Consider the following 12,573-nt stretch of genomic DNA (forward strand, 5'->3'; position numbering starts at 1 on the left):
GTCGACGCTCCAATGGGCCTGGAACATGTGTCGAATACCCCTTGAAGAGTCTAGCTTGAGACTTGTCCGTACTTTGCACATCCGTGATGCTTAATCGGTAACGGCGAGCCTGCGCCCACATAATGTCCGCCACCGCTTGCTCCGGATCGGGATGAGAGGCTGTAGCGAGAAGGTCAGCCACATTGGCAGCAATGACATTTTCTTCCACCCCGCCTTCGAACGCTGCAAACTCCGGCCAGACCATGTCGCGTACTGTATCGCGTGGGTTCTCTGTGGCCTTATCCTCGAACAGGACGAAGGCAACGACTGCGCCGTTGCCTTCGATGTCCACCTGAAGCCCATCCAGACCCTTGTCAGCGTGCTTCATATGCGGCGTATTCATCAGTGCGCCAGGGGTTCGGAGTTGGGCGGCAAGCCAAGACATAACCTGGAACATCCATCCATCCCGATGGACGATGTTTCCCGAGGACGACAATAGCTGATGTGCCCCCGGATCATATTCTTAGTAGTTGGCTTTGGTGCTAAACCTGCTGCATGCAAGATCGTGGCAAGATGGCGCGCTTGGCCAACAGCGATGATGGCAATAGCATTTGCAAGGTCGTCAACGGAGGGGACGTTCCATGTGCAACCCTCCCACTCCTTCTGAATGGTAAACGCCGTCAGAGCAATCGGCATACGTTTCCCTTCCTAGTGCTACATGGCGATCTGATTCTTATGCAAAACATGTAACGCTTTGGGATTTTGGCCTGCGGCAGCGTACAACCAAGTTGGCATCCAACCCTAGTTGCAGCGTGTTCGAAGCAACCGCACCTATGGAGGTTTTCAAGAAGACGGAACTACCTCCACTCTCAGCCAGCATAGGCCAATCAGCATGTAGGTTCATTGAGAATAGCGACCATGTTAGCACAAAAGCATAGCAGGCCGTTTGGGATGGTTTCCTGACACTCACACCAAGCCCGATGCTCCACAATAAGTACTTTGGCATAATTCACCATTAAGAGTGGGGTGCCAGGAGCTTACATCAGTGAAATGGTTCACTTTCCTGGTTTCAGCATGCCTTATGGCTCAAGTGCTTATGCGGCTTGTGAGACGACTTCCTTTGTTTTGACAAACCCTCTCGATGGAAATAGGTATGTCTGACAATAAGTGAACACGCTTCCTTTATTAGATGAATTGCTTTTGAAATCAGCAGGATAGCAGGTAGTGCACGCTTTAAAACTGTATGGGCGTACGCATGATTAATCCTACGACCTTCTGGTAGGGGGTCTTCCTCCGTCGCAGCGAGGCAGGCCAAGGCTTGCAAGTTGTCGCATAACACTTTGGCAGCAAAGTCCTGCATCACTGCCAGTTGAGACAACCCAGATACGTGCTCCAAATTCAAACGATGTTTCAGTCGCTTGAAAGCCTCTTCAATGCGCCACCGCTGGTGGTAGAGAGCACCGAAATCGGCAGCTGGAAATGTGTGTACATCGAGTATGTTGGTCATCAATACACGAATAGCTCCATCAGGTGTAACGCTGCGAACGAGGCGAACCTCTTGAGGTGCGGCTGGGCAACCATAATCAGCGACGTCTCTCAGATTAGGTGTATTCAGCTTGACGATGGTCTCTGCCATCCCAGAGCGCACAAAGTTACGCACGCACTCAAAACCACCTTTGTTGGCACGATCTACGCGCATGCAAAAACGAATCCCGGCTTGATTCAGGGCAGCCACTAGCCATCGAGCTTGATAGCCTCGGTCCAGCAAGAGAACGTCATCAATCCTCAGTTTGTTCAAGTGTTCAAACAGCATTTGACGCTCTCCCACGCTAATGCTGTAAAGCGTTGCAGCCAGCGTCATTTCAACACCTGGCAGGAAGAGCGCGAACGCATTCTGTTCAGTAACTGCAGCGCGTGGTACGTGGCTAGCCCGTAAACCGAATCGCAGGTTTGATGCATCTGCTGCAACCAACCGCAAGCCATGCCATCTGGGGATCAGCCCTGCCGCATCTATTTGCTGGATGAACCAGTCATTAAGCGCGGGGATCGCTACACCAGACAATTTAGCTCGTGCTTGGGCGAAGGCTTGCTCAGAAACGTGATGAACCAGTTGGGCCTGCTGCCGGAGATGGGCAAAGAATTGATCCAGCTCAGCACGGACACTCATGCGCATGCCACAAATCATTACAGCGACTAAGCTGGGTACAGGTAGTTTCCCGCCTCGGCGGGTGAATGCCGTGGGGTACTCGGGATGACGGGCAGTTTCCCGAAATTCATCGGATTGCAAGTATTCCGAGAAGCCTCGGAACAGCTCGATATGGCTAGACATGTAGTCTCTCTGGCCGGGATTTCTCCCGCTCTACGCGGTTCAATAGGGCGAGAGAGGGCGCAAGCGCAGAACGCGCTTGACAGCCCAGCCAAGAAAAGCCAAGATACCTGTGACAGTCCCGCAAGAATTGTCAGCAGACCCCCGAATCGTTCAGCGCCAACTGACCGATAACTCGGGGGTTTGTCTTTTCTACTCTCGAAAATTGCAGCGATCGTTCTACGCGTTCGTTTTCTAGTTACATCTACGTCTCCGGCGTTGATTCAAACTGTTTAATTTGTAGGCTGGATATGATTTGTTCGTTCGGCAAGCCAGCGCTCCACTTCCGAACGCAGAAACAACCGCCTCCGACCGACACGGAAAGAGGGCGGCATGGGCAAGCCCAAGCTGAGCCGGTTGCGTGCCGTATTTTCCGATATCCGCAAGATCTGGCTAACTTCGGTGACTGTCATCGTCTCCACGGCTTCACCCTTGACACCCCTCAATATCACGACTGCTCATGCTATTGATGCGCCATGGCTCTCGCTACTGCCAAAAATGGACATTTGATTTATGCCGCTCTATGTCGACGATGAGATCATCAGTGCTAAGTTTACGAATATGGAAGTCGTATATGGCCTACGATTCATCAAAGCTGTTGCTTCATTGGGCGCAGTTACCCCTGCAATAGCTCAGAAACTAATCCGCTGCTACTTGCGACCGCTAGCGTCCACGGAAGGGCGTGCCGTATTTGACGAGGAGAAGAAGGCGAGTTGGGACAGCATCTTCTTCTTGTATGGTGCCCTTGGCTTCTGTGCTGAACACGATAAAAAACTTCAGCAGATAGCATCTGCTGTAAAGCTCGTGCACTCCCATACGAAGCAACCACCAAGGGAGCTGGAGTTCCCACTAATTGAAGTGAATGTCTTCATTCAGCACTGCGGCTACCTGCATCTCTCGGTGGAGGACATTCGATACCCTCAAGACCATCGACACATAGATCCATTGCGCTTCTGTGAGTTGTGCTGGCGCCAACCCTTACCCGGTCGAAAACTATGCGGATACCATGCGCCAAGTGATCCCATGCTGTCTGGGAGCGATACGCGCAAAGCAGCTGCGCGTTACAAAGAAGGGATAAGGCAAAAAGAGCTATTAGATAATGTCATCAATCGTACTCTGACTCGCGAAGTGACTAGGTTTCACGACAGCCTGTTCCAAGACCAGATGCTATTTCCTGAGCACGATATTGCATCATGGCTCGCGGAACGACGCCCTGCTGTTTGGCGCGAGCTTGGGCATGCTCAGCACACACTAACGGATGAAAATGCCGTTCAAATAATTTTAAGTGTTTTGCACGATCCGGAAGGCTTGTCATATAAGGCTACGTCGCTGTACCGGGCCGTTAATGCGCAGATCCAGTCTCATCCAGCCTTGATCTGGCCGATGCTTCTCAGAGCAGAGGGCTGGTACCAGAGTCGTGAACTCATGGGAAATAATCGCGGCGGCAAGCGACCAGGAGCTGGCAGGCCTAAGCAAGCAAAGAAGTGACTTCACGGAATTGTGCAAGTACTACCGCGTGTCGTGGCTCATCAGCAAAGAGTTCTGAAATCACTGGAATACATACCTTCAGACACCCACTTTTCAGCATATGTACCTGTAAAACCTTAGCTTGGGTGGATTGGTCCCAGCTCGACTAGAACCACGCCTGTTAGCCGCCCCACGCATGCCTCGTGCAGCGCGCGCGGCGCGTTTTCGAGGCCGGAAAACTTCGAGCAGGCCAGATGCATTCCGCTGCCGCGTTGCCATTCGGCGAGCCGTGCTAACCATTCCTTGATGAAGCCCGGGTCTTCGACGCACGCGCTGTAACCGCGCACGGTCACGCCTTTGATGATCAGAGCAAAAGAATCGAGCATGACCGGGGCTCTCATCCCGGCTTCATCCGCATCGAATTCGGCGGTCAACGCGCCGAGCAGGACAAAGCGCGCGCCCTCGCGCGCGATAGCCGCCGCCGCGCGCAATTGTTCGCCGCCGACCATGTCGACGAAGACATCGATGCCTTCCGGCGCCGCTTGGGCCAACTGTTGCGCGATCGGTCCGGAATCGCGAACCACGGCCGCGTCGTAACCCTGCTCGGCCTGCATCCAGGCCGCCTTGTCGCGTGATCCCGTGCTGCCGACGACGTGTCCTGCGCGGAGCCGGCGGGCGATTTGCCCGGCCATCGAACCGATGGCGCCGGCGCGGCTGGAAATGAAGACCGTGTCGCCGGGCTGGACCTGAACGCCGCCCGTCAACGCCGCGTAAGCTGTCGCGCCGTGGCCAAGATAGGCGGCCGGATCAATGCGTTCATCGGGCAGCGGCGCGCATCCGCTGATCGCTACCGTCGCATACTCGCGCCAGCCAAGCGCATGGGAAACCAGATCACCCAGTTGGAATCCGCTTTCTGGCGGCGCCCAGACGACTTCGCCGATGGCACCGTCGGCCAGCGTGTCGCCGATATTGAGTGCGGGAAACGGGATGCCTTTGATGTTTTCCGCGCCTTCGCGAATCATGGTGCGGGTGGAGACCGAGACGCGGAACCAGCGATTGCGCACCACGATCTCGTGCGGGCCGGGTTGGCGCCCGACCTTTCCGGGCCCAACTCTACTACCCCAATCGCCGACAAGCCTCGTCAGCGTTTTCTCTGTTGGTAGACGCGCTGCGTTATCGCGTGGAGAGTCAGAGCCAATGAAAAAGATTGAATCGCTCAAGCTTCCCTAGACTCTTTGGCGCCGGTGAAAATACTAGTTCTCAATTTATACCGGGGCCAGCCCGCCTGCGTAATTGCGCCGAGGTTTCAGGTTGTAGAACCACTCGATGCAATCGAAGATATTCCGATGAGCCTTTTTCCGGCTTTGATAGATTTTGCATTTGATATGCTCTCGCTTGGGCATCCGGAAGATATTTTCTATACCGCATGTCATGGCGGTTGCCACATATGGCTCATGCCTTTGTGGGCGCGGGGCGGCGATATTGGTGAGCCAGACTTGATTCGGTGCATCCGCCGTAAACAGGCGCTATAGATGACTGGGCGCCACCACCGAGGGGCGGCTTGGGGCGTCGATGGCAGTCGGTCAGCGCAAGCCTTTCTGGCTTATCAACTGCGCTACGCGGCGTTTACCGCACACCTCTCTCTGCGCCTTCAAATCATCATGCGCTTGCGATCTCCATAGCCCCCGCCGCTGTCCAGTCAGGTTTGCCTGATATGGCCAAGTAATTGTTTCCTGCCCCAGCATCGAGTGCGGCGCAATCTTCCCGGCGCAAGAGTCACGGGGATGCATGGACAGGGCTCGACACCGCGCCGAGTGGGGAGTTGCGGTTCGTGAGCATGGGGGAAGGCATGTCTTATCCAGACCCCTTGGCAAAATATGTAGCAGCCTTTTGGAGGGACGTTGCGCTCCTTGGTCACTGGCTTCAGTTCAGCTTTGAGTCGGCAGATTTCAGCTTGCTAAGCTACCGTCGCGCTAGGGGGACTCGCTTGGGGACATGGCGCATCCAACCGTTGGATGCACGCGGTAGGTGGGTGCGCCGAGGCGAGCCGCCACCGTTGGCGGCGGGGCAGCCGCGCACCGTGATCTGCTTGACGGTTTCAGTTTGGAGTTCTTCGGCAGGTTGCGGCTTGTTCATAACACCTCCTGACAAGGTCTTGAGTAAGGCTCTCGGGGTGTCTGGGGAGGAGGGCGCGATTCATGCGGATGGCCTGCGATAAAGCATGAGTGCGTGAAAGTTTCACACCAAATGAGTGAATTTTTACTGTGCAAATTGCCAATTAAATATATTGTCAATGTCATGATCGGTACTGTATGCTTTTGCTTGAGGCATTATGCTTTTGGCATTAAGTTTGGTATTGGCGCAAATCGACTTGGCGACCCAGGACGGTTCTGCAAGGAGTGAACCAGTGGAGTGTAAGCTCGCAAAGGGAATGGTAAATAGTGATGGACGTATCTGCGCGTAAAAATCTAGTGTCTGAATACCTGTGCAAACTTGCTGGGCAGCAGGATTTGGATGAGTCGATCAATATTTTTGAAACAGGCTTGGTTAATTCCCTGGCTGTTATTCAGCTTATCTCCTTTCTCGAGAAGAATTTCAAGATCAAGGTGGAAATCGACGATCTTGATACCGCCAATTTTTCCAGTATTCAGGCGATTTGCAGTTTCCTGGACAAAAAGGCGGCGGTAAATGCTTGATCGTTTTTTATCGCCTGAGCAAAGCGCATGGCTGCGGCAGTTCGAGAGCTTTTCAGCCGCTGAAGTCGCTCCCTATGCCGATGAATGGGACCTGAAGGAAGCCACTCCGGCAATGGTGGTACGCAAGCTGGGCGTCAATGGCTGGTTAGGTGGCCTGGCGAAAAAGGAAAACGGCGGCCTGGGGTTCGATCCCACTACTTTTGGCTTACTTAATATGGCGATCGGCGCCGGGAGTGGTTCCCTCACCGGTTTGCTAAATGTCCACTCCATGGTGTTGAAAACCATCGAATCTTGGGGGTCGCTAGAGCAGAGGCAACGTTTCCTGACTCCGCTGGTTAAAGGGGAAATCATCGGCGCCTTCGCGCAGACCGAGGTTTCCGCCGGAGGCGACTCCAAGAATCTGTCGACTCGATTTGAAGAACACGGGAATGATTTGATTGTTCAGGGGCAAAAGACCTGGATTACTTTTGCCCAGATCGCTGATCTGTTTCTGGTGTTCGGCAAGTATCAGGGCCTGGATACCGCGGTTCTCGTGCCTAAGGACACGCCAGGGCTGACCGTAACCGCCAAAAGAAACATGCTCGGTTTCAAGAGCGCTTATTTGGCGGTGCTGGATTTTGACGGTTGCCGGATTCCCAAAGCCAATATCGTCGGCAAGCCAGGGTTCGGACAAAGCCTCATTTCCACCGGCGCTTTGGATTACGGCCGCATCAGCGTGGCCTGGGCGGCGGTCGGGATTCAGCAAGCGGCATTGGCGGCGTCGGCGCGCAGGGCCAACTCCCGTTCCACCTTCGGCTCGCTGCTCGCGGACCAGGGCATCATTCGCGGCTATCTGGCCGAAATGTCCGGCAGTCTGCTTGCTTCCCAACTCATTTGCCTATCCGCGGCCAAGGCCAAGGAGGCGAGGGAGGAGGACGCGCTCGAGCAGATTCTTCAAGCCAAGCTTTTCGCGTCGCGGGAGGCCGGCGCCGCAGCGGATAAAGCCGTGCAGATTCATGGCGGCCATGGCTGCGATGAGAGCAATGGCGTCAGCCGGCTATATCGGGACGCGAAAATACTGCAGGTTGTCGAGGGCAGCAATGAGCTTCAAAAAATGCTGATCGGCAAGGAGGTATGCAACCGGTACAGCCACGGCGCGCCTCAGGCTGTTTTGTAAGCGGCTTCGCGCAATTCACGTCTAAGCAATCCATCCACGTCAAGCCGCTCCTCCAAGCCTCTAGCTTCAAGCGCTTGTGCGGCTTGCTATTGCCCGGTGTCTGCCGGCAATGCGGTTTGACAGAGATAAAAGCGGCAATCCGAGGACTTCGGCGTCATGGAAACCAGTCGACTGATTACTGATTTTTTCGAAAGCACGGCGAGAGACAACCCGAGCCCGGCGATACGCTGGGGCAAAGGCAACGCTTTATCCTGGGGCGAGTTATACGCAAGGGCGAGGCGGCTGGCTCGTTATCTGGCGGATGAAAGCGGCCTGAGCCGGGGCGATTGCGTCGCCATCGGCCTCGAACGCAGCCCGGAGTTCCTGGTGGCTGCCTATGCGGTGCTGCTTGCCGGAGGAGTTTATTTTCCGGTGGATGCGAAAACGCCGCTGGCCCGGATGGCCTCGATGTTTGCAACCGCGCAATGCCGCATCGCTTTTTGCAGCGGAGCGCAGGCGGAGCATTTCATCCGGGCGGCCCCTGACCTGGCATTGATCCGCGGCGAACAGCTGGAGCAAATATTCAGCGCCCCTGCGGCTGAGCGCGCCTTCGACAACGCCGCTAGGCTGCGGGCCTCGGACGCAGCCTATCTTATCTTCACCTCCGGCAGCACCGGCGCGCCCAAGGGTGTGCTGGTCAATCACGGTGCTTTCATCAACCGCTTGCAGTGGCACCAGAGCCACAGCGGCATGACGGCGGCGGACATCATCCTGCAAAGGACCGCTCTGACCTTCGACGTGTCTTTGTGGGAGCTTTTTCTGCCGGCCCTGAACGGCGCCAGCCATTACCTGTTGCAAACCGGTCTGGAGTCGTTCCCCAGGGGCATCGTGGCGGCGCTGCAGAGCGAAAAGATAACCGTGGTGCATTTCGTTCCCAGCCTGTTGAAGCCGGTGTTGCAGGAACTGCAGCACAGTGCGCTGTCTCTGGTGGCGCTGCGCAAGGTGTATGTGAGCGGAGAGTCATTGCCGGCCAGCCTGGTGGAGCAATTCCAGGAGGCATTCGGCTCGCGCTGCCTGCTGACCAATTTATACGGCCCTACTGAAGCGGCCATCGACGTCAGTTTTTACGATTGCGCGGAGCCGGCGCCCAGCGTCATCCCCATCGGCGAGACGCTTGCCGGGTGCCGGTTGTACATCGTAGATCCCGATACCCGGGAGCTGAAGGCCGATTCGGAAATCGGAGAGATCGCCATAGGCGGGATCTGCCTGGCCGACGGTTACTTCAACCGGCAAGACCTGACGGACAAGGCATTTGTCTTGCACCCGAAACTGGAGGAGCGCATATACCTGACCGGCGATCTGGGCTGGCGCGAGGATGGAAAGCGCTTCTTCTGTCGGGGCCGCAAGGACACCCAGGTGAAGTTGCGCGGCCTGCGCATAGAGCTGGGAGAGATAGAGCACCATCTGCTCAACCATGGCGCCATCACCGAGGCGGTAGCTTGCGTGGTCGAGGATGAGGATGCGCAGCAATGGCTGGTCGCGGCGATCGTCGCCGGGGAAGAAGCGCTCAATCCGCAGGATCTGCGCAATTTTCTCGCCGCGCAGACGCCGGCCTATATGTTGCCGGCCCGCTATTGGCAAACCGGCAAGCTTCCCAGAACCAGCTCCGGGAAGCTGGACAGGAAGGCTATTGCCGCGACCATGCGCAAGTTGTTCTTTACCGATATCGAGGCGTTGGCGTAGCTCATGGATAAGCAGACTTTTCAGTTGTCCCGGTCGCAGCAGGCCGTTTTCGCGATGGAGGCGTTCCACCTATCGGGACGCCGTTTTTATTTGGGCGGCGTCGCCCGGCTGAACGGAGCGGTTTCCCTTGAGCGGCTGGCGCGGGCGGGGGAGTCGGTGCGGGATTCGCAGGATGTCTTCCGCATAGGCTTCATCGCCGATACGCCCGGAACCGAATGGCGCGGCGTTCGCCTCAACCAGGCCCGGAGCGGTGTGGAGAAGGTCGATTTCAGCCGGCATCCGGATCCGGAGCAGGCATTCGCCGGCTGGGCGGAGCGCCAGCTGCTGGTGGACGAGGAGCTGTCGCAAACCCCGATACGCATATTCGCAGTGCGTTTCCGCGAGGAGCAGTCGGGGTGGTTCGTGAAGGCGCATCATGCCGCGGCGGATGGAGCAGGTTTGGCGCTGCTGATGGAGCATCTGGCTAACGCGCTCGAAGGGAGCCGCGACGCGGCGGCGCAGACGGCGTCTCCGCGATTTTCCATCATCGCCGAGGGCGAGCGGGAGTACGAACGCTCCCGCCGCCGGCAGCGGGATGAGGAGTACTGGCGCAGCGCATTCGGAGAGGCTGGTTCGCCGCAAATCGCCTGCCGCTCGCCCATCGGCGACTATCGCGGGGCGGAGGCGCTGTCCAGGCGCGTGCGGGTTGAAATGGACGATGCGCACAATGAGCGGCTGCGCAGATTCAAAAGTGCGGGCGGTTCGGTTTTCCGGCTGATTTTCGCCGCTGTCGCGCATGCGCAAATGGCGGTGGAGGATGGCGACGGCGTCTTGCTGCAGGCGCCGATGCTGAATCGCTGGAGCGAGGAGGAGAAGCGATCCGTCGCGATGGCGGTGGCCCCGGTGCTGGTCCCGGTGTCCCGGACGGCGGGCGAGACCGTGGCGGATAGCTATCGGGCGCTCAAGAGGCAGCTGCAAAAGGCGGTGGCCTACTCGCGCTACGCTCCGGGCGCCCGCTGGGGGGATTTCGCTTCGGCGGACTGGAAGCGGATCGTTCCGGCTTTCGGCGTTTCCTATCAGACCGGCGTGTTCCAGGCCACCGTGTCCGGCGCCGAGGTGGAGATCGACCATTTGCAGGCGGTGGAGGCCTTGTTCGCCACCGTCCACATTCACGATCGCTTCGATGGCGGCTGTTTCAAGCTCGAGGCGGATTTCCGCAAGCTGTGGCCGGCCGATCAGTGCCGCGCATTTCTGCAGACGGTGATGGATTACGCGATGGACGCGGCCGCCGATATCCTGGGGAATGTCCCCGGCGCAACCGATGATGGGGTCGCCGGCTCCGCCGCGCCCATCGGCGTCCATTTGCTCGACGCATTCGAGCGTCATGCCCATCGTTGCCTGTTCAAAACCGGGCGTGAGGGCGGCGAGCTGACATATGGCCAGGGCCTGCAATGGATTTTCGGCTTTGCCGCGCAGTTGCGCGATATGCGGGATCGGAGCGGCGAAGACCGCCCGGTGCTGATCCTGGGAAGGCGCGCCCCGGAGACGACTCTCGCTTACCTGGCCTGCCTGATTGAAAATGTGACGGTGGTTCCGGTTTGCCCTGATACGCCGCGGGCGCGCTTGTTGACGATCGCCCGCAATTCCGGCGCGGCGCTGTGCCTTCATGCCGGCGTCGACCAGGCGCTGGCCGAGGCGTTCGATCTGCCGTTGTTGCGGGTTGCGCCTGCACAGCACAGGCATCCGGCTGCGCCGCGGCCGGTCGTTCAGGCCCACGGCAGGCCGGCTTATATCCTGTACACCTCCGGCTCGACCGGCGAGCCCAAGGGCGTGGCGATCTCTCCGGCGGCGTTGGCCAACTATGCGCTGGCGGCCACGGCGGACTATGCCGCAGAGAGGCCGTTCAGCGCGCCCTTGTTCACTTCCTTTGGCTTCGATCTGACCCAGACCAGCATTTTGGTCCCGGTATTGTCGGGCGGCTTCATCCAGACCTGGGAGCAGGACATACGCGATCAGCCGGAGCTGCTGCGGACGCTGCTCGCCGATGAGGCGCTGACGGGCGTCAAATGCACGCCATCGCATTTGGCGTTGCTGGCGGAGCACAGTCCGCCAAGGCTGAATCCCCTGACTTTTGTCGTCGGCGGGGAAAACTTGTCCGCGGCCCTGGTGAACCAGGCCCTGGCTTGTTTCCCGCCGGGCAGCCGGGTGATCAACGAGTATGGTCCGACCGAGGCCACGGTAGGGTGTTGCGTTCATTCGGTGAATCGCGCCGAGGCGGCCGTCATGGCCGCGGGCGCGATCATGCCTATCGGCGCGGCCCTGGGGACGGCGCAGATGTCGATAAGAGACGCCTGGGGCCAAAGCGTGCCGCAGGGTTTCAAGGGCGAGATATGGATCGGCGGGCCGGTACTGGCTGACGGGTATGTCGACAACCCAGTTCAGACTGAAGCCAAGTTCGTGTCCGGGCGCGATGGCCAGCGCCGCTGGTACCGCACCGGCGATCTGGGCATGCAGGATGGGCAGGGCGTATTGCATTGCCTTGGGCGCATCGACGATGAGTTCAAAGTGCGCGGCCACCGGATCCATCCGGCGGAAATCGAGCAGGCGGTGGAGGGCGCGCTGGCGCGCGTGGGCGGGCAGACGCATGGCGGGAAGCTCAAAGCGCTTAAGCTTGCCGTGGCGGGGCAGGAAACCGTGGCGCTGTGCAGCAGCGAGGCGCTGCCCAGCGAGAATCCCGATTTCCAGGCATGCCTGAAGGAAAGACTTCCCGACGCCTGGCTGCCTGGCCTGTATTGCGACGTGAGCCCCTGGCCGGTCAACGCCAACGGCAAGGTGGACGCGGCGGCGCTCATCGCCGCCGCCGAGGCCAAGCTGGCGGCGGACTCCGCTCGGCCCCGCGCGGGCGGCGAGCGGGCTTCGCGAGCCTATGCGCTTCCCGCTTGGCTGACGCCGGCGTTTTTGCAGGCGATCTGGCCGCAGGAGGCGGATCTGAACGCCTCGTTCCTGGAATTGGGTGGCGACTCGATCAAGGCGATCCGGCTGGCGGCGCTGCTGGCCAAAGAGGGCGTCCGCATTGGCGCCGCGGAGCTGCTGACCGCCAATGCGCTAGGCGCCGTGTTGGAAAAAGCCTGCGCCATCGGGCCGCGGAACGCGGCAGGAGATGCAGCCGCGCCGTCAGAGATCGACGCGGACTGGATCAGGCATTTGCC

General features: G+C 58.5%; 11 protein-coding genes. 7 read left to right on the forward strand and 4 right to left on the reverse strand.

Going from position 1 to position 12,573, the window contains the following annotated elements; all coding sequences use genetic code 11:
- From BI344_RS22005 to BI344_RS26250, 3 genes are all read right to left on the reverse strand, one after another.
- Positions 1-382 (reverse strand): hypothetical protein (locus BI344_RS22005; protein WP_206600459.1); only part of this gene is annotated, 382 nt, incomplete at its 3' end.
- Positions 383-1,048: 666 nt separating this feature from the next.
- Positions 1,049-2,308 (reverse strand): IS4 family transposase, encoded by a 1,260-nt coding sequence (locus BI344_RS23330; RefSeq protein ID WP_083370336.1) that lies wholly within the window; start codon positions 2,306-2,308, stop codon positions 1,049-1,051.
- A gap of 269 nt (positions 2,309-2,577) precedes the next feature.
- Positions 2,578-2,757, reverse strand: a complete 180-nt coding sequence (locus tag BI344_RS26250) for a helix-turn-helix domain-containing protein (protein WP_083370337.1) — start codon at positions 2,755-2,757, stop codon at positions 2,578-2,580.
- On the opposite strand from BI344_RS26250, the gene BI344_RS24530 reads away from it, so the two are divergent.
- Together BI344_RS24530 and BI344_RS22015 are read left to right on the forward strand one after the other, a co-directional pair.
- Positions 2,678-2,854 carry a hypothetical protein gene (locus tag BI344_RS24530; RefSeq protein WP_162275552.1) on the forward strand — a complete coding sequence of 59 codons (177 nt, stop codon included), beginning with the start codon at positions 2,678-2,680 and terminating at the stop codon, positions 2,852-2,854. The two genes, BI344_RS26250 and BI344_RS24530, sit on opposite strands and share 80 nt — an antisense overlap.
- A gap of 3 nt (positions 2,855-2,857) precedes the next feature.
- The gene (locus tag BI344_RS22015) at positions 2,858-3,832 is read left to right on the forward strand and encodes a hypothetical protein (RefSeq protein ID WP_071114927.1); all 975 of its coding nucleotides are present in this window, start codon (positions 2,858-2,860) and stop codon (positions 3,830-3,832) included.
- A 116-nt stretch (positions 3,833-3,948) separates the two neighbouring features.
- Here the strand turns inward: BI344_RS22015 and BI344_RS22020 are convergent, their stop codons facing one another.
- Positions 3,949-5,031, reverse strand: coding sequence for a zinc-binding dehydrogenase (locus BI344_RS22020; RefSeq protein WP_277620478.1), 1,083 nt, complete (start codon positions 5,029-5,031; stop codon positions 3,949-3,951).
- 24 nt (positions 5,032-5,055) lie between these two features.
- Here BI344_RS22020 and BI344_RS25660 point away from each other — a divergent pair, with 24 nt between their 5' ends.
- The 5 genes from BI344_RS25660 to BI344_RS22040 form a co-directional block, all read left to right on the forward strand.
- Positions 5,056-5,343: a hypothetical protein gene (locus BI344_RS25660; RefSeq protein ID WP_241499449.1), complete on the forward strand. Its 288-nt coding sequence runs from the start codon at positions 5,056-5,058 to the stop codon at positions 5,341-5,343.
- Positions 5,344-6,255: 912 nt separating this feature from the next.
- Positions 6,256-6,507 carry an acyl carrier protein gene (locus BI344_RS22025; RefSeq protein ID WP_071114929.1) on the forward strand — a complete coding sequence of 84 codons (252 nt, stop codon included), beginning with the start codon at positions 6,256-6,258 and terminating at the stop codon, positions 6,505-6,507.
- On the forward strand, positions 6,500-7,663 hold the full coding sequence (locus tag BI344_RS22030) for an acyl-CoA dehydrogenase family protein (protein WP_071114930.1): 1,164 nt from the start codon (positions 6,500-6,502) through the stop codon (positions 7,661-7,663). The genes BI344_RS22025 and BI344_RS22030 overlap by 8 nt, the downstream gene beginning before the upstream one ends.
- Positions 7,664-7,819: 156 nt before the next feature.
- Positions 7,820-9,385: an amino acid adenylation domain-containing protein gene (locus BI344_RS22035; protein WP_071114931.1), complete on the forward strand. Its 1,566-nt coding sequence runs from the start codon at positions 7,820-7,822 to the stop codon at positions 9,383-9,385.
- Between the two features lie 3 nt (positions 9,386-9,388).
- A partial coding sequence (locus BI344_RS22040) for an AMP-binding protein (protein ID WP_071114932.1) occupies positions 9,389-12,573 on the forward strand: 3,185 nt, incomplete at its 3' end.

Source organism: Chromobacterium sphagni, assembly GCF_001855555.1.
GTDB lineage: Bacteria > Pseudomonadota > Gammaproteobacteria > Burkholderiales > Chromobacteriaceae > Chromobacterium > Chromobacterium sphagni.

Bases quoted from the DNA above. Each gene is read 5' to 3' on its own strand.
- BI344_RS22015 (WP_071114927.1), top strand. From the start codon at position 2,858: ATGCCGCTCTATGTCGACGATGAGATCATCAGTGCTAAGTTTACGAAT.
- BI344_RS23330 (WP_083370336.1), bottom strand. From the start codon at position 2,308: ATGTCTAGCCATATCGAGCTGTTCCGAGGCTTCTCGGAATACTTGCAA.
- BI344_RS22025 (WP_071114929.1), top strand. From the start codon at position 6,256: ATGGACGTATCTGCGCGTAAAAATCTAGTGTCTGAATACCTGTGCAAA.
- BI344_RS26250 (WP_083370337.1), bottom strand. From the start codon at position 2,757: ATGACAGTCACCGAAGTTAGCCAGATCTTGCGGATATCGGAAAATACG.
- BI344_RS24530 (WP_162275552.1), top strand. From the start codon at position 2,678: ATGGGCAAGCCCAAGCTGAGCCGGTTGCGTGCCGTATTTTCCGATATC.
- BI344_RS22035 (WP_071114931.1), top strand. From the start codon at position 7,820: ATGGAAACCAGTCGACTGATTACTGATTTTTTCGAAAGCACGGCGAGA.
- BI344_RS22030 (WP_071114930.1), top strand. From the start codon at position 6,500: ATGCTTGATCGTTTTTTATCGCCTGAGCAAAGCGCATGGCTGCGGCAG.